The sequence below is a fragment of the Streptomyces sp. NPDC043685 genome (genome assembly GCF_056436585.1).
This window is the reverse complement of the sequence record NZ_JBWKCH010000005.1, coordinates 510444-533528: the sequence shown is the minus strand read 5'-3', so window position 1 is coordinate 533528 and position 23085 is coordinate 510444. Positions and strand designations below refer to the sequence as shown.

The 23085-nt window shown below is 72.1% G+C and carries 21 protein-coding genes; 11 read left to right on the top strand and 10 right to left on the bottom strand.

Going from position 1 to position 23085, the window contains the following annotated elements; translation table 11 throughout:
- Positions 1-4: 4 nt before the first annotated feature.
- Positions 5-433 carry a PPOX class F420-dependent oxidoreductase gene (locus tag AC0665_RS19285; protein WP_478509207.1) on the bottom strand — a complete coding sequence of 143 codons (429 nt, stop codon included), beginning with the start codon at positions 431-433 and terminating at the stop codon, positions 5-7.
- Positions 434-536: 103 nt separating this feature from the next.
- Between AC0665_RS19285 and AC0665_RS19280 the strand changes: the two genes are divergently transcribed.
- The 4 genes from AC0665_RS19280 (at position 537) to AC0665_RS19265 (ending at position 3311) form a co-directional block, all read left to right on the top strand.
- Positions 537-950 (top strand): roadblock/LC7 domain-containing protein, encoded by a 414-nt coding sequence (locus tag AC0665_RS19280; RefSeq protein ID WP_363120574.1) that lies wholly within the window; start codon positions 537-539, stop codon positions 948-950.
- A 126-nt stretch (positions 951-1076) separates the two neighbouring features.
- The gene (locus AC0665_RS19275) at positions 1077-2000 is read left to right on the top strand and encodes a DUF6397 family protein (protein WP_478608209.1); all 924 of its coding nucleotides are present in this window, start codon (positions 1077-1079) and stop codon (positions 1998-2000) included.
- 143 nt (positions 2001-2143) lie between these two features.
- The gene (locus tag AC0665_RS19270; RefSeq protein ID WP_478509205.1) at positions 2144-2515 is read left to right on the top strand and encodes a VOC family protein; all 372 of its coding nucleotides are present in this window, start codon (positions 2144-2146) and stop codon (positions 2513-2515) included.
- Between the two features lie 10 nt (positions 2516-2525).
- Entirely contained in the window at positions 2526-3311 is a 786-nt protein-coding gene (locus AC0665_RS19265; protein WP_478608212.1) for an Fpg/Nei family DNA glycosylase, read from the top strand.
- A 358-nt stretch (positions 3312-3669) separates the two neighbouring features.
- Here AC0665_RS19265 and AC0665_RS19260 read toward each other — a convergent pair whose 3' ends face one another.
- The 3 genes from AC0665_RS19260 to AC0665_RS19250 all read right to left on the bottom strand — a co-directional run bounded on the left by AC0665_RS19260 (position 3670) and on the right by AC0665_RS19250 (position 8116).
- Positions 3670-4566: a DMT family transporter gene (locus AC0665_RS19260; RefSeq protein ID WP_478608397.1), complete on the bottom strand. Its 897-nt coding sequence runs from the start codon at positions 4564-4566 to the stop codon at positions 3670-3672.
- A 126-nt stretch (positions 4567-4692) separates the two neighbouring features.
- Positions 4693-5565 carry an acyl-CoA thioesterase gene (locus AC0665_RS19255; protein ID WP_478705432.1) on the bottom strand — a complete coding sequence of 291 codons (873 nt, stop codon included), beginning with the start codon at positions 5563-5565 and terminating at the stop codon, positions 4693-4695.
- 37 nt (positions 5566-5602) lie between these two features.
- Positions 5603-8116 (bottom strand): DEAD/DEAH box helicase, encoded by a 2514-nt coding sequence (locus AC0665_RS19250; RefSeq protein WP_478509203.1) that lies wholly within the window; start codon positions 8114-8116, stop codon positions 5603-5605.
- Between the two features lie 145 nt (positions 8117-8261).
- On the opposite strand from AC0665_RS19250, the gene AC0665_RS19245 reads away from it, so the two are divergent.
- On the top strand, positions 8262-9056 hold the full coding sequence (locus AC0665_RS19245) for a metal-dependent hydrolase (protein WP_468405229.1): 795 nt from the start codon (positions 8262-8264) through the stop codon (positions 9054-9056).
- Between the two features lie 19 nt (positions 9057-9075).
- On the opposite strand, the gene AC0665_RS19240 is transcribed toward AC0665_RS19245, so the two are convergent.
- The 4 genes from AC0665_RS19240 to AC0665_RS19225 all read right to left on the bottom strand — a co-directional run bounded on the left by AC0665_RS19240 (position 9076) and on the right by AC0665_RS19225 (position 13622).
- A complete protein-coding gene (locus AC0665_RS19240) occupies positions 9076-9321 on the bottom strand; it encodes a type B 50S ribosomal protein L31 (protein WP_363120582.1) in 246 nt (81 codons plus the stop codon).
- 35 nt (positions 9322-9356) lie between these two features.
- The gene (locus AC0665_RS19235) at positions 9357-9827 is read right to left on the bottom strand and encodes a DUF5709 domain-containing protein (protein ID WP_363120583.1); all 471 of its coding nucleotides are present in this window, start codon (positions 9825-9827) and stop codon (positions 9357-9359) included.
- Between the two features lie 211 nt (positions 9828-10038).
- The gene (locus AC0665_RS19230; RefSeq protein ID WP_478705431.1) at positions 10039-11820 is read right to left on the bottom strand and encodes an ABC transporter ATP-binding protein; all 1782 of its coding nucleotides are present in this window, start codon (positions 11818-11820) and stop codon (positions 10039-10041) included.
- Positions 11817-13622 carry an ABC transporter ATP-binding protein gene (locus AC0665_RS19225; protein WP_468405235.1) on the bottom strand — a complete coding sequence of 602 codons (1806 nt, stop codon included), beginning with the start codon at positions 13620-13622 and terminating at the stop codon, positions 11817-11819. Before AC0665_RS19225 ends, AC0665_RS19230 begins: the two co-directional genes overlap by 4 nt.
- 359 nt (positions 13623-13981) lie before the next feature.
- Between AC0665_RS19225 and AC0665_RS19220 the strand changes: the two genes are divergently transcribed.
- The 3 genes from AC0665_RS19220 (at position 13982) to AC0665_RS19210 (ending at position 17967) form a co-directional block, all read left to right on the top strand.
- Positions 13982-14713 carry a L,D-transpeptidase family protein gene (locus AC0665_RS19220; protein WP_478608222.1) on the top strand — a complete coding sequence of 244 codons (732 nt, stop codon included), beginning with the start codon at positions 13982-13984 and terminating at the stop codon, positions 14711-14713.
- A 40-nt stretch (positions 14714-14753) separates the two neighbouring features.
- The gene (locus AC0665_RS19215; RefSeq protein WP_478705430.1) at positions 14754-16373 is read left to right on the top strand and encodes a peptide-N4-asparagine amidase; all 1620 of its coding nucleotides are present in this window, start codon (positions 14754-14756) and stop codon (positions 16371-16373) included.
- Positions 16374-16545: 172 nt separating this feature from the next.
- Positions 16546-17967, top strand: coding sequence for a cation:dicarboxylate symporter family transporter (locus AC0665_RS19210; protein ID WP_478705429.1), 1422 nt, complete (start codon positions 16546-16548; stop codon positions 17965-17967).
- Positions 17968-18042: 75 nt separating this feature from the next.
- Here the strand turns inward: AC0665_RS19210 and AC0665_RS19205 are convergent, their stop codons facing one another.
- Positions 18043-18492, bottom strand: coding sequence for a MarR family winged helix-turn-helix transcriptional regulator (locus AC0665_RS19205; protein ID WP_468405243.1), 450 nt, complete (start codon positions 18490-18492; stop codon positions 18043-18045).
- Positions 18493-18578: 86 nt separating this feature from the next.
- Here AC0665_RS19205 and AC0665_RS19200 point away from each other — a divergent pair, with 86 nt between their 5' ends.
- Both AC0665_RS19200 and mltG read left to right on the top strand, forming a co-directional pair.
- Positions 18579-20381 carry an ABC transporter ATP-binding protein gene (locus tag AC0665_RS19200; protein ID WP_478509199.1) on the top strand — a complete coding sequence of 601 codons (1803 nt, stop codon included), beginning with the start codon at positions 18579-18581 and terminating at the stop codon, positions 20379-20381.
- A gap of 43 nt (positions 20382-20424) precedes the next feature.
- Positions 20425-21270, top strand: coding sequence for an endolytic transglycosylase MltG (gene mltG / locus AC0665_RS19195; protein ID WP_468405246.1), 846 nt, complete (start codon positions 20425-20427; stop codon positions 21268-21270).
- Between the two features lie 24 nt (positions 21271-21294).
- On the opposite strand, the gene AC0665_RS19190 is transcribed toward mltG, so the two are convergent.
- Complete coding sequence (locus AC0665_RS19190; RefSeq protein WP_478705428.1) at positions 21295-22371, bottom strand: NAD(P)-binding domain-containing protein; 1077 nt, start codon at positions 22369-22371, stop codon at positions 21295-21297.
- A gap of 151 nt (positions 22372-22522) precedes the next feature.
- Between AC0665_RS19190 and AC0665_RS19185 the strand changes: the two genes are divergently transcribed.
- On the top strand, positions 22523-22945 hold the full coding sequence (locus AC0665_RS19185) for a secondary thiamine-phosphate synthase enzyme YjbQ (RefSeq protein WP_363120594.1): 423 nt from the start codon (positions 22523-22525) through the stop codon (positions 22943-22945).
- Positions 22946-23085 lie beyond the last annotated feature (140 nt).

The following is a 23085-nucleotide window of genomic DNA, read 5'->3' as shown; positions in this document are numbered from 1 at the left end:
GCGGTCAGTTCGCGACGCCTCGCTCCGCCAGCACCCTGTCGACCGTGACCCGGACGAGGAGTTCGCCGGGGACGCCGTTGCGCGCGCCGAACTCCTCGGCGCGATCCTCGCCCATGTACCGGGCGCCGATCCGGGTGGCCCAGTGCCGCACCTCGTCGAGGTCCTCGACGACGCGGGCGCGGCCCCGCAACACCACGAAGGAGTAAGGCGGCCGGTCGTCGTCCACGCAGAGGGCGACCCGGCCGTCCCGGACGATGTTGCGCCCCTTCACGCTGTCCTGACCGGTGTTGAACACCACCTCGTCGCCGTCCAGCAGGAACCAGATCGGAGTCACGTGCGGGCTGCCGTCGGCCCGGACGGTGGAGAGCTTCGCGGTGCGTGTGCCGTGGGAGACGAACTCCCGCCATTGCGCGTCGGTCATCTTCTCTGCCATGGCTCCCATCCTCCTTGCCCCGGCAGCGGTCGTGGTGAAGGCTGGCATGGAGATCCTCCGGCCAGGAGGAGAATCGCACGGGGAGAAAACGGGGAGAACGGACATGGCGCAGAACCAGGGACTCGACTGGCTGCTGGACGACCTGACCGAGCGCGTCCACGAAGTGCGTCACGCACTGGTCCTGTCCAACGACGGCCTGGTGACCGGCGCGAGCACCGGACTGCGCCGCGAGGACGCCGAACACCTCGCGGCCGTGTCGTCCGGTCTGCACAGCCTGGCCAAAGGCTCCGGACGGCACTTCGGCGCGGGCAACGTACGCCAGACGATGATCGAGTTCGACGACGCGGTGCTCTTCGTCACCGCCGCCGGAACCGGCAGCTGTCTGTGCGTCCTCAGCGGCGCCGAGGCCGACATCGGCCAGATCGCCTACGAGATGACGCTGCTGGTCAACCGGGTCGGCGAGCACCTCGACGTGGACGCCCGCCAGCCGGAACAAAAACCGATCGCAGACCTCTGACCTGCACGTCCGTTATCCCCGCGGAGTTATCCACAGGCTCGCCACGAGATGCGCGGCAGCGGCTACGGTTTTTTTCACGGCGACCGCACACGGCGTGAGCCGCCGACTCCACGGGGGAGACCGACCATGGCACGCATCAGCACGACACCCCACCACCTCACCTGCGCCCCGAGCCGGGCGGCCCGCGAACTGGAGCTCAAGCGAAGCGAGTTCGAGCTCGCGGTGAACCTGGGGCTGATCCGGACCGTCCCCGACGAAGGAGGCGGAGGCCGGTGCGTTCCCCGGGCCGAGATCGACCGGCTGCGCTCCGCGGACGGCTTTCCGGGCGCCCTGCGTGAACGCGTCGCGACCGCCGGCACCACGGAGGGCGCCCGGCTCATGGGGGTGACGCCCACCAGGTTCACGAGCCTGGCACGCTTCGGCCTGCTGATCCCGGTGACCTTCTACCTGAACCGCTATCGGACGGTCGTCTGGCTGTATCTCGCCGAGGAATTGCGGCAGTTCGCGGCCGAGCCGAGCAACGCCCGGCTGCTGACGGGCCGCCGCACACCCGCGGAGGTCCGGGAGGGGCTGAAGGCCAAGATGGACCGACGCCCCCGCAACTGGCGGGGGCGGCACATCGGATTCCTGTTGCGGCAGGCGGGCGACGACCCCTGGGCACGCGCCGCGGCCGTCGCCTGTCTCCTCGACCCCGCCGACGTCGCCGACGTCGTCCCCGACCGGCACGAGCGAGACCACCTGGACCGCTGCCGCCCGCGGCTCCCGGCGCACGGCACCCCCGGTTCGCCCACCGCCGAGCTGGCCGAGACGCTGATGACCGCGAGCGAGCCGGACGAGGTGGCCTGGTTCCGAGCGGACCTGGCCCACACGCTGGCGACCGCCCGAAGGCACCTCCCTCCGGCAGAGGCTCCCCTGACACGCCCACCGGTACCGGAGCCGCCCGGGCCGCCCCGGGCACCGGCCGCGGAAACACTCGCGCCCCCGGACCCCACACCTCCCCACGGCCTGCTGAGCAGACTCCTCCGCAGAGGCAGGCGGCCGGGCGGGTGATCCCGCGGGCAGGCGGCCGGCCGGGTGACCCCGCGGCACCGCGTCACCGCAGCACCGCGTCACGCCGGGGTGAGGAGCCGACCGATGAGTTTCCGGATGCGCCGGGGTCCCACCTCCGAGGAGACTGGCCCGAGGAGGCGATCATGTTCGGTACGACGAAGGCGTTCAGCGGGTTCTCGGTGGACGACATCGACGCGGCCAGGGCGTTCTACGGCGACACACTCGGTCTGCGCGTGTCGGAGGAGAACGGGATGCTGATCCTGCACCTCGCGGGCGACCGGGACACCCTGGTCTACCCCAAGCCGGATCACACCCCGGCGACGTTCACCATCCTCAACTTCCCGGTCGACGACATCGAGGCCGCGGTCGACGAGCTGGGCAGACGAGGCGTGCGGTTCGAGCGCTACGACCACCTGGAGACGGACGACAAGGGCATCTTCCGGGGCGGCGGCCCGCTGATCGCGTGGTTCACCGACCCGGCGGGGAACGTGCTGTCCGTCCTCCAGGAAACCTGACGCGCCGCCCATGCCCGAGCTCCCCGACGTCGAGGGCTACCGGCAGGTGCTGGAGTCCTGCGCGAAGGGCCGCGTCATCCGGCGCGTCGAGGTGCGGGACGCGGGTGTCCTGCACGGCGTCGACGCCCGGCGGCTGCGGGACGCCCTGGAGGGGCGGCGGTTCGGCTCGCCGGAGCGGCACGGCAAGTGGCTGCTCGCCCGCACCGGTGGCCCGACCCTCGTACTGCACTTCGGCATGACCGGGCGGCTGGTGTGCGGGCAGGCCGATGATCCCGTCCACGCGTACGACCGGGTCCTGTTCACCCTGGGCGGGGTCCGTCAGCTGCGCTTTCGTGACCAGCGCAAACTCCAGGGGCTCTGGCTGGCCCACGACGAGTCCGATGTGGAGCGGCTGCTGGACTCGCAGGGGCCGGACGCGCTGGCGGTGGACCGGGCCGGGTTCGACGAGGCGCTCTCGTCGCACCGGGGGCGTCTCAAGACGGTCCTGACCGACCAGTCCGTCCTCGCCGGGCTGGGCAACCTGCTCGCCGACGAGATCCTGTGGCGGGCCCGGCTGCGTCCTGCCCACGGGGCAGCTGATCTCACGCAGGAGGAACGCCGGCGTCTGTACAGCGAGATGCGCAGCACCCTGCGCCGGTCCGTCGCCGCCGGTTGCGTGCCGCCGCGTGAGTCCTGGCTCACCGGCCACCGGGACGGCCCGGACCCGAGGTGCCCGCGGTGCGGCAGCGGGCTGCGCAGGTCCCGGATGGGCGGGCGGGGCACGGTGTGGTGCCCGCGGTGCCAGCCGGACCGGTAACCCACCGGGCACGGCCCGCTCCTGTCGGCCGGCTCCTGGCCAGCCGGGTCCCGTCGGTCGGCCACCGGCCGGTCGGCGGCCCGGGGATCGGCCGGTGCCCGGGCGGGCGCCCCGGCGATTCAGTCACGGCGATTCAGTCACCGGCGATCAGTCACCCGGCCGGGGTCCAGGACGGCCGGTGCCCCGGCCAGGAGGCCGCCGTCCACGATGAGCAGCGGCGAGGTCCGTCCCCTCGGTGTCCCACCACGGAGGCCCCTCGGCCGCGAGGGCGCGTGCCACGGTGCTCCCGATGCCTGCGGCGCCGCCGGTGACGATCGCCATCCGCTCGCTGAGGCGTTCCCTGGTGGACCTCATCCGGTCAGGGTGCCGCCGCGGTCTCCTGCTCCTCGTCCGGGGCCACCAGCGACTGCGTGAGCGGAATCCGTGCCAGCGCGAGCACTCCCGCGGCGATCAGCGCGACACCGAACAGCTGGGGCAGCAGCCACCACCCGGCGCGGACGGTCTCCTCGTACAGGGTGATGCCGAGGGCCAGGCTCACCAGCGCGTCACCCAGGGTGAGCGCGGGCTGCGAGGCGACCAGCGGGCCGGCCTGCATGGCGTTCTCCAGCAGGAACAGCGCGCACACGCCGGTCGCGGCGAAGGCGTAGGTCTGCCAGGCGGTGAGGAAACCGACGAGGCCCTGCTCGTCGAGGATGTGGGTGGCGGCCTTCATCAGCGCGGCGGTCACCGCGTAGCTGATCGCCGTCGCGGCACCCAGGCAGGCCGCCCGGGCGCGGCCCTCCGGGCGCCGCAGCGCCGCGAGAGCCAGGGCGACGACGGCCCCCGCGCACACGGCGAGCGCGGGAATCCAGCGGTCCAGCGCCACATGGGTGCGGTTGCCGGCGGGGGAGGCGGCGGCGAGCGCGATCGCCAGACCCGTCACCACCACCGTCACGGCCAGCCAGCCCCTGCCCGGCAGGTGCCGGTGCATGAGCAGGGAGGCGACGATCAGGGTGAGCGGCAGCTCCAGCACGAACAGCGGCTGCACGATCGTCAAAGGCCCGGTGGCCAGCGCCAGCGCCTGGCAGACGGCGGCGCCGATCACCGCGAGGATGCCGGCCAGCCACACGGGCCGGTGCAGCAGGTCGACGATCAGCCCGGCCCGCAGTCCTTGGGACGCGGGCACGGTGAGCGCCGCCTTGCGTTGCAGCACGGTCGCGACGGCGTTGCTGAAGGCCGCGCAGATCGCGAACACGACGGGGAGCACGGTGTGCAGCGTGGCCACCTCCCGGAGCGGAGGGCGTGTGACGTCGGCTGTGCCTGCTCCTGCCATGGTCGCCGGATCCGGTCGGGGACGCGATCGGAACCCCGCCGCACGGGCCCGGACGGGCCAGGAGCCAGGTCAGCCGAGCTTGCGGAAGAGCCCCTCCTGCACCACGGACACGACCAGACGGCCCTCACGGTCGTAGATCCGGCCCCGGGCCAGGCCACGGCCACCGACCGCGATCGGCGACTCCTGGTCGTAGAGCAGCCAGTCGTCCGCGCGGAACGGGCGGTGGAACCACATGGCGTGGTCCAGCGACGCCATGTCGAAGCCGCGCGGGCCCCACAGCGGCTCGACGGGGATGCGGACGGCGTCCAGGAGCGTCATGTCACTGGCGTAGGTGAGGGCGCAGGTGTGCACGAGCGGGTCGTCGCCGAGGGGCCCGACCGCGCGCATCCACACCGCGCTGCGCGGCTCGGCGTCCTCGACCTCGGCGGTGCTCCAGCGCAGCCGGTCCACATAGCGGATGTCGAACGGCTGGCGGCGGGCCATCCGCTCCAGCTGCTCGGGCAGCGTGCCCAGGTGCTGCCGGATCTCGTCGGTGACCGTGGGCAGGGACTCCGGATCCGGGACCTCGCGGGCCGGCGGCAGCTGGTGCTCGAAGCTGCCCTCCTCCGGCTTGTGGAAGGACGCGGTGAGATTGAAGATCGTGCGGCCCTGCTGCACGGCCGTCACCCGTCGGGTTGTGAACGACCGCCCGTCGCGCACATGCTCGACCTGGTAGACGATCGGCACGCCGGGCCGGCCCGGGCGCAGGAAGTACGCGTGCAGCGAGTGCACCGGGCGGTCGCCCTCCGTGGTGCGGCCCGCGGCGACCAGGGCCTGCCCGGCCACCTGGCCGCCGAAGACCCGCTGCAAGGACTCCTGCGGGCTGCGGCCGCGGAAGATGTTGACCTCGATCTGTTCCAGGTCGAGCAGATCGACAAGTCTCTCGGCAGGGTTCGTCGTCATCGGTGGGATTCTCCTGTGCTCGCTGCTGCCCGGCCCGTCACAGCTGGCCGACGTCGGTCACGCGGACGACCGCGCGGCCCTCCGCGTCCGAGGCCGTGAGGTCGACCTCCGCGCTGATGCCCCAGTCGTGGTCGCCGTTCGGGTCGTGGAAGATCTGCCGGACCCGCCACAGGGCGTTCTCCGGCTCCTCCTCGATGAGCAGCAGCTTGGGGCCGCGGGCGTCGGGGCCGGTGCCGAGATCCTCGTACTCGTCCCAGTACTTGTCCATCGCCTCGCCCCACGCGTCGGCGTCCCAGCCGGACTCGGCGTCCATCTCGCCCAGTACCCCGACCTGGTCGAGGGCGGCGAGTTCGACGCGGCGGAACATGGCGTTGCGGACCAGGACCCGGAAGGCGCGCGCGTTGGCGGTGACCGGCTTGACCTCGTCGGCCTTCTCCTGGGCCTCCTCGGCGGTCATCTCCGCCGGGTTGGCCAGCTGCTCCCACTCGTCCAGCAGGCTGGAGTCGACCTGGCGCACCATCTCGCCGAGCCAGGCGATCAGGTCCTGGAGGTCCTCGGACTTGAGGTCGTCGGGGACGGTGTGGTCGAGGGCCTTGTAGGCGCTGGCGAGGTAGCGCAGCACGATGCCCTCGGTGCGGGCCAGCTCGTAGTGGGACACCAACTCGGTGAAGGACATCGCCCGTTCGTACATGTCACGGATGACCGACTTGGGCGACAGCGGATGGTCGCCGACCCAGGGGTGGCTCTTGCGGTACGTGTTGTACGCGTGGAAGAGCAGCTCCTCCAGGGGCTTCGGGTACGTGATGTCCTGGAGGCGCTCCATGCGCTCCTCGTACTCGACGCCGTCCGCCTTCATCTGGGCCACGGCCTCGCCGCGCGCCTTGTTCTGCTGGGCGGCGAGGATCTGCCGCGGGTCGTCGAGCGTGGACTCCACGACGGACACCATGTCGAGCGCGTACGACGGCGACTCGGGGTCGAGCAGCTCGAACGCGGCGAGGGCGAACGTGGACAGCGGCTGGTTGAGGGCGAAGTCCTGCTGGAGGTCGACCGTGAGGCGGACGACGCGGCCCTCGGCGTCCGGCTGGTCGAGCTTCTCGACGATGCCGCCGTCCAGCAGCGAACGGTAGATCGCGATGGCCCGGCGGATGTGCCGCAACTGCTGCTTGCGCGGCTCGTGGTTGTCCTCCAGCAGCCGGCGCATCGCCTCGAAGGCGTTGCCGGGGCGGGCGATCACCGACAGCAGCATGGTGTGCGTCACCCGGAACCGAGAGGTCAGCGGCTCCGGCTCGGAGCCGATGAGCTTCTCGAAGGTCTGCTCCGACCAGGCGACGAAGCCTTCCGGCGCCTTCTTGCGGACGACCTTGCGGCGCTTCTTCGGATCGTCGCCGGCCTTGGCGAGGGCCTTCTCGTTCTCGACGACGTGCTCGGGCGCCTGCGCGACGACGAAGCCCTCCGTGTCGTACCCGGCACGCCCGGCCCGGCCCGCGATCTGGTGGAACTCCCGGGCGCGCAGCGTGCGGACGCGGGTGCCGTCGTACTTGGTGAGGGCCGTGAACAGCACCGTGCGGATGGGGACGTTGACGCCCACGCCGAGGGTGTCGGTGCCGCAGATGACCTTCAGCAGACCGGCCTGGGCGAGCTTCTCGACCAGGCGGCGGTACTTGGGCAGCATGCCGGCGTGGTGCACACCGATGCCGTGCCGGACGTAACGGGAGAGGTTGCGGCCGAACTTGGTGGTGAAGCGGAAGTTGCCGATCAGGTCGGCGATCTGCTCCTTCTCCTCCTTCGAGCACATGTTGATGCTCATCAGCGCCTGCGCCCGCTCCACGGCCTGCGCCTGCGTGAAGTGCACGATGTACACGGGGGCCTGCCGGGCGGACAGCAGATCGGTGAGGGTCTCGGTGAGCGGGGTGTAGCGGTACTCGTAGGACAGCGGCACGGGGCGGGTCGCCGAGCGGACCACCGCGGTGGGGCGACCGGTGCGGCGGGTGAGGTCCTTCTCGAAGAAGGACACGTCGCCGAGGGTCGCCGACATCAGCACGAACTGCGCCTGCGGCAGCTCCAGGATCGGGATCTGCCAGGCCCAGCCGCGGTCGCCCTCGGCGTAGAAGTGGAACTCGTCCATCACGACCTGGCCGACGTCCGCGTTCCTGCCGTCGCGCAGCGCGATCGACGCCAGCACCTCGGCGGTGCAGCAGATGACGGGAGCGTCCGCGTTGACGGAGGCGTCGCCGGTGAGCATGCCGACGTTCTCGGTGCCGAAGATCTTGCACAGCTCGAAGAACTTCTCCGACACCAGCGCCTTGATCGGGGCGGTGTAGAAGGTGACCTCGTCACGGGCGAGAGCCGCGAAGTGCGCGCCCGCCGCGATCATGCTCTTGCCGGAGCCGGTGGGCGTCGACACGATCACGTTCGCACCGGAGACCACCTCGATCAGCGCCTCCTCCTGGTGGGAGTAGAGGGTGAGCCCCCGCTCGCCGGCCCACGACTCGAAGGCTTCGTACAAGGCGTCGGGGTCGGCGGTCCGCGGCAGCTGATCGATGAGGGTCACGCCCCCATCTTGCCTGGCCCGGTGCCCGATGCGGGAATCGGCTGCGGGCCCGAAGATCACCGGCGCTACGCTGGGGCGCCGACGGGACGTCAGCACGCCCGGTCAACTGGACAGCGGCGGACGAGGAATGGGGCGGGCAGCGGCCATGATGGGACCAGCACACTCACTGTCGGGAGCCGCCGCCTGGCTCGGCGTCGGTGCGGCCGCCGCGGCGGCCGGGCAGCCGATGCCCTGGCCCGTCCTCCTCGCCGGGGCCCTGATCTGCGCCGGAGCCGCCCTGGCCCCGGACCTCGATCACAAGGCCGCCACCATCTCCCGGGCCTTCGGACCGCTGTCACGCTGGCTGTGCGAGGTCGTCGACAAGCTGTCCTACGCCGTCTACAAGGCCACGAAGAAGCAGGGCGACCCGCGCCGCTCCGGCGGTCACCGCACCCTCACGCACACCTGGCTGTGGGCGGTCCTGATCGGAGCGGGCACCTCGGTCGTGGCGATCACCAGCGACCGCTGGGGCGTGCTGGCGATCCTCTTCGTGCATCTGGTGCTCGCCATCGAGGGCCTGCTGTGGCGCGCGACCCGGGGTTCCAGCGCCGACGTCCTCGTCTGGCTGCTGGCCGCGACCACCGCGTGGATCCTCGCGGGCGTCCTGGACAAGCCGGGCAACGGCGCGGACTGGCTGTTCACGGCGCCGGGCCAGGAGTACCTGTGGCTGGGGCTGCCGGTGGTGCTGGGCGCGATCGTGCACGACATCGGGGACGCGCTCACCGTGTCCGGCTGTCCGATCCTGTGGCCGATCCCCGTCGGGCGCAAGCGCTGGTATCCGGTCGGGCCGCCGAAGGTCATGCGGTTCCGGGCCGGCAGCTGGGTCGAGCTCAAGGTGCTGATGCCGGTGTTCATGCTGCTCGGCGGGGTGGGCTGCGCGGCGGCGCTCAACGTCATCTAGCCCGCGCGCCTCAGCAGCCTCAGCCGCCGCCGTAGCGCCGCTCGAACGCGGCGACCCGGCCCTCCGAGTCCACCGTCCGGGCCTTGCCCGTGTAGAAGGGGTGGCTCTCCGAGGAGATCTCCACGTCCACGACCGGGTAGGTCTCCCCGTCGTCCCATTCGATGGTCTGGTCGCTGGCCGCGGTGGACCGGGTGAGGAACGCGTACCCGGCGGCGCGGTCGCGGAAGACGACGGGGTGGTAGTCGGGGTGCTTGTCCTGCTGCATGGATGCTCCTCGAACGACTCGGGCCGGTGCTGCGATCAGCCGTACAGGGTGTCCTCGTCGACGATGTGCACGGCGGCCTCCTCGGCCGACGCGGCGGCGCCGTCGATGCCCACGTCCGTGGCGACCAGCGCCTCCTCCTCGTCCTCGTGGGCGCCCTCGTCGGGTGCCACGAGCCGGCCGGAGCGCGCGGCACCGACCTCGTTGTCCAGGAGTTCCCCGTCGGTCCCCGCGCAGTCCCCGAGACCGTCACCGTCCGGGGCGGCGGCGTCCGGCAGCTCCTCGGACAGCCGCTGGTCCAGCGTCTCGCCCCGCTGCCGCTCGGCCGCCGTCACGCCGAGGTGCTCGACGGCCCAGGGCCGCTCGGGCGGGGACCAGCCCCGGTCCAGGGGATCGTCGACGCCGTCGTACTCCAGGGTGTCCTCGGCGTCGAGCAGCCCCGTGTCCTCCCTCTGCTCGTCCTGGTCCGGCTGGTAGACGTCGTCTCCCCAGCCGTCGGAGCTGTTCACGGGTACCTCCAGGGGGTGGGGGCGGGCCCCTTTCACGGAGCCCGCGCCGGGCCGCCGCCGCACGGAGCACTGGCGTCGCCCGAACCGCTGGTTCCCGGACGTCCCCGAGCCGGTGCCTGATTCCAGCCTTCACCCCGGCTCGGGACCGCGCAACGCCAAGAACCGCGCAACGCCAAGGACCGCGCGGCCCCCGGGCCCGCCCCGCTCCGCCTCAGCCGTGCCACGACCTCCACAGCGCCGCGTACGCCCCGTCCGCCGCGACCAGCTCGTCGTGACTGCCCAGCTCGCTGATGCGGCCGTTCTCGACGACGGCGATGACGTCCGCGTCATGGGCGGTGTGCAGCCGGTGCGCGATGGCGACGACGGTCCGGCCGTCGAGGACCCGGGCCAGGGACCGTTCCAGGTTGCGGGCGGCGCGCGGGTCGAGCAGCGACGTCGCCTCGTCCAGGACCAGCGTGTGCGGGTCCGCCAGCACCAGGCGGGCCAGGGCGATCTGCTGCGCCTGGGCCGGGGTGAGCGCCAGACCGCCCGAGCCGACCTCGGTGTCCAGGCCCTCCTCCAGCGCCCGGGCCCAGCCGTCGGCGTCGACCGCGCCCAGCGCGGCCCACAGCTCGGCGTCGAGGGCACCGGTCCGCGCGAGCCGGAGATTGTCGCGCAGGGACCCCACGAAGACGTGGTGCTCCTGGTTGACCAGGGCCACATGGGAGCGGACGCGCTCGGCGGGCATCCGGGACAGCTCGGCGTCGCCCAGGGTGATGCGGCCGTCCCGGGGCGCATAGATCCCGGCGAGCAGCCGGCCCAGCGTGGACTTGCCCGCACCCGACGGGCCGACCAGGGCCAGCCGGGTGCCGGGGGAGACCTCCAGGGACACCTTGCGCAGCACGTCCACGCCCTCCAGATAACCGAAGTGCACCCGGTCGGCGTGCACGTGGCGTCCCTCGGGGGCCACCGACGGATCACCGGCGTCCGGCTCGATGTCGCGGACCCCGACGAGCCGGGCCAGCGACACCTGGGCCACCTGGAGCTCGTCGTACCAGCGCAGGATCATGCCCACCGGGTCGACCAACATCTGGGCGATCAGCGCGCCGGTCGTCAGCTGCCCGACGTCGATCCACCCGTGCAGGGCGAACACGCCGCCGATCATCAGGACCGAGGCGAGTACGGTCACGTGGGTGACGTTGATGACCGGGAAGAGCACCGACCGCAGCCAGAGCGTGTACCGCTCCCAGGCCGTCCACTCCTGGATCCGGCGCTCCGACAGCGCGACGCGGCGGTCGCCGAGGCGGTGGGCCTCGACGGTGCGCCCGGCGTCCACGGTCTCGGCGAGCGCGGCGGCCACGGCGGCGTACCCGGCGGCCTCGGAGCGGTAGGCCGAGGGGGCCCGCCGGAAGTACCAGCGGCAGCCCACGATCAGCAGCGGCAGGGCGAGCAGCACGGCGAGCGCCAGCGGCGGCGCCGTGATCACCAGCCCGCCCATCAGCAGGATCACCCACACCACGCCGATCGACAGCTGCGGTACCGCCTCGCGCATGGCGTTGCCCAGGCGGTCGATGTCGGTCGTGATCCGGGACAGCAGATCGCCGGTCCCGGCCCGCTCCAGCACCCCGGGCGGCAGCCCGACCGACCGGACGAGGAAGTCCTCGCGCAGGTCGGCCAGCATCCGCTCGCCCAGCATCGCGCCGCGCAGCCGCACCTGACGGACGAACACCGCCTGCACGGCCAGCGCGGCCACGAAGAGCCCGGCCGTGAATTCCAGGCGCAGGTCACGCGCCCCGTCCGAGACCCGCTCCACGAGCCCGCCGAGCAGCCAGGGACCGGCCATCGAAGCGATCACGGCGGCGGTGTTGACGGCGATCAGCAGCAGGAACGCCCGCCGGTGCCGCCGCAGCAGTTCGGCCACGTAGCCGCGGACGGTCTCGGGAGCGCCGACCGGCAGGGTGCTCGCCGTGGTCGGGGCCGCCGGGTCGTACGCCGGTGGCGCTACGCCGATCATGCCTTCTCCTCGATCTCTTGCAGTTCCTGGAGGACGTCCTTCAGGGCGACGGAGCCGTTCGGCGCGGCCTCGTCGTCCGTCTCGCGGGTGACCACCGCCCGGTAGCGGGGCTCGCTCCGCACCAGCTCGCGGTGGGCGCCCACGGCCACGGCCTCGCCGTCGTGCAGGAACACCACCCGGTCGGCGCGGTCCAGCAGCAGCGGCGAGGAGGTGAACACCACGGTCGTGCGCCCCGCGCGCAACTCCCGCACGCCCTGCGCGATCCGTGCCTCGGTGTGGGAGTCGACGGCCGAGGTCGGCTCGTCCAGGACGAGCGCCTCGGGGTCGGTCACCAGCGACCGGGCCAGAGCGAGCCGCTGGCGCTGACCGCCGGACAGGGACCGGCCGCGCTCGGTGATCCGCGCGTCCATGGGATCGGCCGCCTCCAGCGAGCCCTGCACCAGCGCCGCCAGCACGTCGTCGCACTGCGCTGCCGCCAGCGCCGCCCGCGGTGGGACCTCACCCGACGCGGGCACGTCGAGCAGTTCGCGCAGCGTGCCGGACAGCAGGACCGGGTCCTTGTCCTGGACGAGGACGGCCGTGCGGGCGCTGTCCAGCGGGAGTTCGTCGAGCGGCACCCCACCGAGCAGCACCGAGGTGCCCTCCTGGGACGCGTGTCCGCCCAGCCGCTCGGCGAGCAGGCCCGCCGCGTCCGGGTCGCCGCACACCACGGCGGTGAGCCGCCCGGCAGGCGCGAGCAGTCCCGTCTCCGGGTCGTAGAGGTCACCGGAGGGGACGTCGGCGGCGCGCGACCCGGCGGTGTCCGTGGCCCGCTGAAGGGACAGCACTCCCGCGGCCCGCTTGGCGGAGGGCCGGGAGAAGGAGTACGCCATGGCGATCTCCTCGAAGTGCCGCAGCGGGTACGTGAGGACCATGACCGAGCTGTAGACGGTGACCAGTTCCCCGACGGCGATCCGGCCCTCCCGCGCCAGCCGCACGCCGTGCCAGACGACGGCGATGAGCAGCAGTCCCGGCAGCAGGACCTGGATCGCCGAGATCAGGGACCACATCCGGGCGCTGCGCACGGCCGCGTGGCGGACCTCCTGGGAGGCGCTGCGGTAGCGGTCGAGGAACAGCTGCTCGCCGCCGATGCCGCGCAGCACGCGCAGGCCGGCGACGGTGTCCGAGGCGAGTTCGGTGGCGCGTCCGGCCTTCTCCCGCTGGGTGTCGGCGCGCCGGGTGGCGCGGGGGAGCAGCGGCAGCACGGCGAGCGCCAGCGCGGGCAGTCCCACGGCGACGACCACACCGAGTGCCGGCTGGTAGACGAGCAGGCCGGCACAGACCAGCACGATGGTGACCAGGGCCGCGGTGAACCGGGACAGGGCCTCGACGAACCAGCCGATCTTCTCGACGTCACCCGTCGAGACCGCCACCACCTCACCGGCCGCGACCCGCCGGGTCAGCGCCGAGCCCAGATGGGCGGCTTTGCGGGCGAGGAGTTGCTGCACGCGGGCGGCGGCCGTGATCCAGTTGGTGATGGCGGTGCGGTGCAGGAAGGTGTCGCCGACCGCGTTGCCGACGCAGGCCAGCGCCAGCAGACCGCCGGACAGGGCGAGTCGGGAGCCGGAGCGGTCGACGACGGCCTGGACGGCGACGCCGACACAGAAGGGCAGCGCGGCGACGGAGGCGAAGTGCAGCAGCCCCCAGGCCAGCGACTTGAGCTGGCCGCCCAGCTGATTCCTGAAGAGCCACCACAGGAATCGGGGGCCCGAACGCGCGTCCGGCACGCCTGGGTCGGGGTAGGGAAGATCTCGAATCTGCATGACGTCCCAGTGGCTCGTGTCAGGGGGCGAACGGATGGGGAGGCGGGTCGGCGGGGGAGGCGAGGGCGCCCGCCGACGGAGGCAGCAAACCGTGACAGGTTCGCGTCGCGGCGGGGCCGGAGGCAAACGGTTTTCCGTCCGCCGTACGGAACCGGCCGACCATCGTGCGGGATCGGCCGACCGTCGTGCGGAATCGGTCCTCGCGCGTTACGGAACCAGCCGACCGTCGCGCGGAACCGTTCGACAGTCGTGCGGAATCGGCCGACAGCCGACAGCGAGCCGGGTGCACTCGCCCGGCGACGGGCCGACCGTCCGGACCTCACCCACCGTCGTTCCGAACCCGGTGCGACCATGGAGCGATGCACAGTGGTGGCGTACGACGAGCGGTGGCCGCGGCGGCGGTCCTCGCCTCTCTTCTGACGGCTCTGTCCGCCTGCGGCAACACGAAGGGCACCGGGGGCACGGATGCCGCGGGCCGGGCGGCCCACACCCCCGCGGCCAAGGCCGCCCCGACGCGCATTCCCGGTGTCGGCGAGCGGCTCCAGCGGCGGATCCCGTCCGGCTCCCGCCAGGTCGTCGCGGTCTACGGCGACGGGAAGGACTCCGCCGCCTCCACGGTCGTGCTCTACACCAAGCACGGCTCGACCTGGCAGCGCGAGCGCGGCTGGGCCGGCCACAACGGCAAGAAGGGCTGGACCACCGACCACCACGAGGACGACGACCGCAGCCCGGTGGGCGTGTTCACCCTCAGCGACGCGGGCGGCGTGCTGCCGGATCCGGGCTCCCGGCTCCCGTACACCCACTCCGCGGCCTTCGCCGCACCGCGCTGGTGGTCCAAGTCCTACTGGCACGACTTCGACTACGTCATCGCCATCGACTACAACCGCGTCAAGGGCACCCCGCCGAACGACCAGACCCGCCCCGAGGGTCAGAAGAAGGGTGGCGGGATCTGGCTGCACATGGACCACGGCAGCGGCACGTCGGCCTGCGTCAGCCTCCCCGAGCAGGCGATGAGGTACCTGCTGCGCACGCTCGACCCGCGACAGCGTCCCGTGGTGGTGATGGGGGACCGGGCCGACCTGGCGGCTTAGTGCTCATTGCGCGGGTGGCCGACTCCCGTAGAACACCGCCATGAAGAGACGGATCGTCATGTCCATGCTCGCCGGAGCGACCCTCCTGGCGGGCACCCTCCTCGGTACCGGTCCCGCCGGGGCGGCGGCCGCCCCTGTCCCGGCGGCCGCCGCCCCGGCCCCCGGCGCACCCGCCGAGTTCGGCACCGACTGGCACGACCCGGTCACGGCCGCGCCGCCCGTGAAGAGGCCCGCCGGGAAGTCCTGCGAAGTCACCCTCGTGCGGGCGCGGTTCCGCGACTTCACCCCGTACCGCGGCACGTACACCCCGCCGGTCGGCTGTGGCGACCGCTGGAGCACGGTGGTGCTCCGGCTCGACGGCAAGGTCAAGGGGCGCCAGTACGACCGGCTCGGCCACCTCCACGTCGGCGGGGTGGAGGTCTTCCGGACATCGACTCCGCAGCCCTCCCCGGACGGCATCGAGTGGTCCGTGGAGAAGGACGTCACGCGCTACAGCGACACCTTCCGCGCGCCCGGGGACGTCGAGATGCTCATCGGCAACGTCGTCGACGACACCTACACGGGCGTGTTCGACGTCGAGGTCACGCTGACGTTCTACCCGGGCCGCCCCGACGGGACGACTCCCGACCGGGTCCTCACCCTCGACGGCGACTCGGCCCTCACCACCCCGCGCAACAGTGAGCGCGTCCTCGCCGAGGTCTACGCGACCGGCTCCGGCGGCGGCTGCGAGGAGTACTGGTACCTGACGGTCCCCGAACCGGCGCCGTACTCCTGCAAGGCCGGGCAGGGCCCCTACCGGGAGGTGCGGATCAGCGTCGACGGGCGACTCGCGGGCATCGCCGCCCCGTTCCCGACGGTGTGGACCGGGGGCTGGTCCAACCCGTTCCTCTGGTACGTGATCCCGGGTCCGCGCGCCTTCGACGTCAAGCCGGTCACCTACGACCTCACGCCCTTCGCCGGGATCCTCAACGACGGCCGTCCGCACCGCGTCGAGGTCACGGTCGCCGGCGTGCCCGAGGGGCAGAGCGGCTGGAGCACGCCGGTGAACATCCTCGTCTGGCAGGACGAGCGAAGCGAGCGGGTCACCGGCAAGCTCACCGTGCACAGGGCGGACGGCCTCACGAACTCGTCGGCCTACACGCCCGGTTCCGAGCACCGCGTCGAGACCGAGGGCGGCCACCGGCTGACCGTGGGCGGCTACGTAGACACCTCGCACGGCCGCGTCAGGACGACGGTCAGCCGCTCGCTGACCCACACCTCCACGCACCGCTGGACCGACGGCGAGACGACCGACGCACTCGACGCCACGTGGACCGACGCCGAGTCGGTGACCGTCGGCGGACGCGCCACGCGCACCCACCGCACCTACACCATGGACGGCACGACCACCCTCGGCGCGGGCGACCGGCTGCGCACCGTGCTGACCCTGGGCGACCGCGCCACGGTCGTCAGGACGCACGGCGGGCGGCGCGTCGCGTGGTCGAGGCTCGACGACACCGTCACGGGCGACGCGACCTACACGGCGAACGTGCCGCGCGACCAGCGTCACGCGGTCGGCACCACGAGCGAGCGCTACCGGCTGTACGGCTCGCACGGCTGCCACGACCGCACCCTGACCACTGTTCAGGGGGTGCTCACGGGAGACCGCAGGCGTTGCTGAGGGTGTCGCGGGGCGAGTGAGGCGCGGCGGCGATGGCATTTTTACCTGGCCGAAACGCTGCGGTCTTGTGCGTGATCGAGACAGCGCCCAGAGTGTCGTAAACGGAATTTGCATTCCGTATCACAGAAGTCCCCTCCGGCTTCTGCGCGCCCCGTCCCCCTTAGGAGGCTTCGTGCCGCCCTCCGCAGCGTCCCTTCCGCGCCGCCTCGCACGCACCCTACGCACCTCGCTTTTCGCGCAGGTTTCCGTCGCGCTGGTCCTCGGAATCGTCGTCGGGAAGCTGTGGCCGGACACGGCCACGGCTCTCCAGCCGCTCGGCGACGGTTTCACCCGGCTCATCAAGACGGTGATCTCGCCCCTGGTGTTCTGCGTGGTCGTCGTCGGCATCGCCCAGGCCGGAGACCTCAAGGCGTTCGGCCGGATCGGGGTCAAGGCCCTCGTCTGGTTCGAGATCGCCTCCACGGCGGCCCTGGTCATCGGTCTGGTCGCGGCCAATGTCGTCGGACCGGGCAGGGGCATGAACGTCGACCCCGCCTCGCTGGACACCAAGGCGGTGGACGCGACGACCGGCGGGGGCCACCTGCCCTCGACCACCGAGTTCGTCCTGAACGCGCTGCCGCAGAGCTTCGTCGGCGCCTTCGCCGAGAACGAGCTGCTCCAAGTCCTCATCCTGGCCTGCCTGGTGGGCGCGGCCCTGCTGCACCTCGGGCACACCAAGGTGCCGAAGATCCTGCCGGCCGTCGAGCAGGCGCAGGAGATCGTCTTCGCGGTCGTCGGTTTCATCATGCGGCTGGCACCGCTCGCGGTGTTCGGGGCGATGGCCCACCTGGTCGGCAACTACGGTCTGGGCGTGATACGGACGTACGCCGAGCTCATCGTGGTCTGCTATGTGGCCGCGGCGCTGTTCCTCACGCTGCTCGCCGTCGCCCTGAAGGCCGTCACAGGGCTCAGCCTCTGGAAGTTCCTGCGCTACATCCGCGAGGAGATGCTCCTGGCGCTCGGTACCGCCTCCACCGAGTCGGTCATGCCGCGCGTGATGCAGAAACTGCGCCGGGCCGGTGCCCGGGACGACGCTGTGGGGCTGGTGCTCCCCACCGGCTACTCCTTCAATCTCGACGGGGCCTCGCTCTACCTGTCCATCGGTACGCTGTTCATCGCCCAGGCGGTGGGCGTGGACCTGAGCCTCGGTCAGCAGATCACCGTCGTCCTGGTGCTGATGCTGACGAGCAAGGGCATGGCGGGCGTTCCCGGTTCCGCGTTCCTCGCCCTGTCCGCGACCGCCTCGTCCCTGGGGGCGATCCCCACCGGCGCCGTCGCGCTGCTGCTCGGCGTGGACCGCATCATGGACTCGATGCGGGTCGTGACGAACCTGCTCGGCAACTGTGTCGCCGTCTTCGCGGTGTCCCGCTGGGAGGGAGCCCTCGACACCGACAGGGCGAAGAGGGTGCTCGACGGGGAGGACACCTCCGAGCCGGACGGCGATGAGGGGGCCGCCGGCGGTGAGACCGGCGCCGGCGCGCTCGCCGCGGCCATCCCGGCCCAGAAGTCCACGGCGCCCGAGGAGCTCAGGGAGCCCGCCGCCGGGGCGGGTTGACGGGACCGCACGGACCGCGGCCGCCGCTCCGGACGAAGGAGCGACGGCCGCGGTCCGTCTGCGGGGTTCGGCCGGTCAGCAGGACCTGACCGGTTCCCCGTCGATCAGTGTGTTCAGCAGCCCACCGAGCGCCTCGCGCTGATCGCCCGTCAGCGGCGCGAGGATCTCCTCGGCGGCCGACCTGCGGGCCGCCCGCAGTTCGCGCAGCGCAGCCCGGCCGTCGTCCGTGAGCTCGATGCGGATCACCCGCCGGTTCGCGGGGTCCGGGACCCGGCGCACCTTGCCGCTCGCCTCCAGGGCGTCGACCAGAGTCGTCACGGCCCGCGGCACCACCTCGAGGCGCTCCGCCAGGTCCGCCATGCGCGGTGGCGAGCCCCAGTGCGCCAGCGTGCGCAGCAGGCGGGACTGAGCCGGGGTGATGCCGAGGTCGCGCTGCTCCAGATGGCGCTTCTGGATGCGGTGCACACGACGGGTGAGCCGCAGCAACTGCTCGGCGAGCAGGCCGTCGGAGTCGGGCGTGGTCATGCGGGAACAATATCAGGATGCAGTTCATTGTGAGTATAGGTAACAATGAGCTGTGATCCGATCCGCCGCATCCCTCGTAGGAGCCCATGCATCCCGACCGTGAAGCCTCCTGGACCCCACCGGCCGACTCGAAGGAGCAGCCCCGGCAGGTCCGCCGCATCCTCGGCCTCTTCCGCCCCTACCGGGGCCGCCTCGCGATCGTCGGCCTGCTGGTCGGTGCCGCGTCGCTGGTCTCGGTCGCCACCCCCTTCCTGCTGAAGGAGATCCTGGACGTCGCGATCCCCGAGGGGCGCACGGGCCTGCTCAGCCTGCTCGCCCTCGGCATGATCCTCAGCGCGGTCCTCACCAGCGTCTTCGGAGTCCTCCAGACCCTGATCTCCACGACGGTCGGCCAGCGCGTCATGCACGATCTGCGCACCGCCGTCTACGGCCGGCTCCAGCGCATGTCCCTGGCCTTCTTCACGCGCACGCGCACGGGCGAGGTGCAGTCGCGCATCGCCAACGACATCGGCGGCATGCAGGCCACCGTCACCTCCACCGCGACCTCCCTGGTCTCCAACGTCACCAGCGTGGTCGCCACGATCGTCGCGATGATCGCCCTGGACTGGCGCCTGACGGTCGTCTCCCTGCTGTTGCTGCCGGTGTTCGTGTGGATCAGCCGCCGCGTCGGCAACGAACGCCGGAAGATCACCACCCAGCGCCAGAAGCAGATGGCAGCCATGGCCGCCACCGTCACCGAGTCGCTCTCCGTCAGCGGCATCCTGCTCGGCCGCACCATGGGCCGCTCGGACTCGCTGACCAGGTCCTTCGCCGAGGAGTCGGAGGAACTGGTCGACCTCGAGGTCCGGTCGAACATGGCCGGGCGGTGGCGCATGGCCGTCATCACCATCGTCATGGCCGCCCTGCCCGCCGTCATCTACTGGACCGCCGGCATGGCCCTCCAGCTGGGCGGCCCCGAGGTCTCCATCGGCACCATCGTCGCCTTCGTCTCGCTCCAGCAGGGCCTGTTCCGCCCGGCCGTGAGCCTGTTGTCGACCGGTGTGCAGATCCAGACCTCGCTCGCCCTCTTCCAGCGCATCTTCGAGTACCTCGACCTGCCGATCGACATCACCGAGCGCCCCGACCCGGTGCGTCTGGACCGGGTCAAGGGCGAGGTGCGCTTCGAGAACGTCTCCTTCGGCTACGACGGCAAGGGCGCTCCCGTCCTCGACGGCATCGACCTCACCGTCCCGGCCGGAGGCAGTCTCGCGATCGTCGGACCCACCGGCGCGGGCAAGTCCACCCTCGGCTATCTGGTGCCCCGGCTCTACGACGTCACCGGCGGCCGCGTCACCCTCGACGGGGTCGACGTCCGCGACCTCGACTTCGACACCCTGGCCCGCGCGGTCGGCGTCGTCTCGCAGGAGACGTACCTCTTCCACGCCTCGGTCGCCGACAACCTGCGCTTCGCCAAGCCCGACGCCACCGACGAGGAACTGCGTCAGGCGGCCGAGGCGGCGCAGATCCACGACCACATCGCCGCCCTGCCCGACGGCTACGACACCGTCGTCGGAGAGCGCGGCCACCGTTTCTCCGGCGGGGAGAAGCAGCGCCTGGCCATCGCCCGCACCATCCTGCGCGACCCGCCGGTCCTCATCCTCGACGAGGCCACCAGCGCCCTGGACACCCGGACCGAGGCGGCCGTCCAGGACGCCATCGACGCCCTGTCGGCGAACCGCACCACCCTCACCATCGCCCACCGGCTCTCCACCGTGCGCGGCGCCGACCAGATCGTGGTCCTCGACGCGGGCCGGGCGGTGGAACGCGGCACGCACGAGGAGCTCCTGGACCTGGGCGGCCGGTATGCGGCGCTCGTACGCCGGGACGCCCAACTGGAACCGACAAGATGAAAATATGCCGGGTTTGTGACGATATGCGGGTTACCGTGCCCGCATGCAGAAGAACACTCCGCCACGGAGCACGATCCGACTGACGCGCCGGGGCCGCATCGCCCTCGTCGCGGCCGGGGCCGTCGTGGTCGGTACCGCCGTGGCGGTGCCGCTGCTGACCCTCGGCACCGAGGAAGAGGGCCGGCCCACGACGCTGGCCGTCCCGGAGGGCTGGCGTGCGAGCCAGGTCTACGCGGCCGTCGACAAGGCCCTCGCCCTGCCCCCGGGAAGCACCAGGAAGTCCCTGGACAAGGCCGCCCTGAAACTGCCGAACGACGCCGAGGGCAACCCCGAGGGCTATCTCTTCCCGGCCACGTATCCGCTCCGGGAGAAGACCACGCCGGACAAGCTCCTCGCGCTGATGGTCGACACCGCCAACGAGAAGTTCAACGGCGCGCCCATCGCCGCCGGGGCGCAGCGCAACGCCATGAACGTCTACCAGGCCGTCACCATCGCGAGCATCGTCCAGGCGGAAGCGGCCACCAGGGCCGACATGGGCAAGGTTGCCCGGGTGATCTTCAACCGCCTCGAACGCGGCATGCCGCTGCAGATGGACTCCACCATCAACTACGCCCTCAACCGCTCCACCCTCCGCACGACGGAGAGCGACACCCGGATCGACAGCCCGTACAACTCGTACCAGCGCATGGGCCTGCCGCCCACGCCCATCGACAACCCGGGCGAGGAGGCGATGCGCGCGGCCGTCGACCCGCCCCCGGGTGACTGGCTGTACTTCGTCACGGTCCGCCCGGGCGACACCCGCTTCACGGCGGACTACCAGCAACACCAGCGCAACGTCGCGGAGTTCAACGCGCGGAACCACAAGGGCGGGGTGCGGGCGGCCGGGTGACGGGCGCGTCGGTGCCGCCCGGCCTCACGCCGCGGCCGGTTCCCTCTCCAGCAGTCGCCTGATGTCCCGTACGGCGGCGCGGCCGGCCCGGTTGGCCCCGATGGTGCTGGCCGACGGGCCGTAGCCGACGAGGTGGACGCGGGGGTCCGCCGCCGCGTGCGTTCCCTCCATGCGGATGCCGCCGCCCGGGGCGCGCAGCCGGAGCGGGGCGAGGTGGTCGAGGGCGGCGCGGAAGCCGGTGGCCCAGAGGATGACGTCGGCGTCGACGTGGCGGCCGTCGGCCCAGTCCACACCCGTGGGCGTGATGCGGTCGAACATCGGCTGGCGGTCGAGCACCCCGTCCTCGATGCCCTGCCGGATCGCGTCGTTGAGCGGCAGCCCCGTCACCGAGACGACGCTGCGGGGCGGCAGTCCCTGCCGCACCCGTTCCTCGACGAGCGCGACCGCCGCGCGGCCCGCGTCCTCGTCGAAGGGCCCCTCACGGAAGACCGGCGGGCGCCGTGTCACCCAGGTGGTGGCCGCCGCGTACGAGGCGATCTCCAGCAGATGCTGGGTGCCCGAGGCGCCGCCGCCCACCACCACGACCCGCTGCCCGGCGAACTGCTCGGGCCCGGGATACTGCGCCGTGTGCAGCTGCCGCCCCCGGAAGGTCTCCTGGCCGGGATAGCGCGGCCAGAACGGCCGGTCCCAGGTGCCGGTCGCGTTGATCAGCGCGCGAGTCGCCCACACGCCGTCCGAAGTCTCGACGAGCAGCCGGCCACCGGGCCCCTCGCGTACGGTCCGCACGTCCACCGGACGCCTGACCCGCAGATCGAAGGCCCGCTCGTAGCGGTCGAAGTAGGCGCTGATCACCTCGGCGGACGGCCGCTCCGGGGCGGCGTCCGTCAGTTCCATGCCCGGCAGGGCGTGCATCCCGTGCACCTTGCCGTAGGTGAGCGAGGGCCACCGGAACTGCCAGGCGCCGCCGGGGCCGGGGGAGTGGTCCAGCACGACGAAGTCGCGGTCCGGCTCGAAACCGGATCGCCGCAGGTGGTAGGCGGCGGCCAGACCTGCCTGACCCGCGCCGATGACGACCACGTCGACCTCGTGTGTGTTGTTCACACTTCTACCAACCGGGGCGGAGGCGTGGATCTTCCCTCGGCGATCGCCCGGCGCGACGGGAGGTGGGTGGCGCAGGCGGCGGCGGGGTGGAGGGCTCGCCACCGGCCGGGCATGTCCCGGGGACGGCCACCGGGTGCGTCAGGATGGGAGCATGTCAGATGTCTTCACCACGCGAGTCCTGAACGTCAGCACCGGTACCGCCGAGCGGGTCCTCGACATCACCGGCGACTGTGAGTCCTTCCTGCGCGAGGCGGCGGCCGGTCGCGACGGTCTGCTCAATGTCTTCGTCCCGCACGCGACGGCCGGCATCGCCGTCCTGGAGACCGGCGCCGGCAGCGACGACGACCTGCTGGCCGCCCTGCACACCCTGCTGCCCGCCGACGACCGCTGGCAGCACCGGCACGGCAGCCCCGGTCACGGCCGCGACCACGTCCTGCCCGCCCTCGTCCCGCCCCACGCGACCCTGCCGGTGGTGGGCGGCCGACTGGAACTCGGCACCTGGCAGTCGGTGTGCCTGGTCGACACCAACAGGGACAACCCCGAACGCAAGGTACGCCTGAGTTTCCTGGGGTGAGCGCCGCCCGTCCGCTCCGCCGCCCGCTCCCGTCCGCCGCTCACCGGTCCCGTGGGTCCCGGCTGCACCGTGACGTGTGACCGTTATGCCCGTATCCTCATCAATGCCAGACTCTCTTCCGAGCAGCGGATTATCGCGGG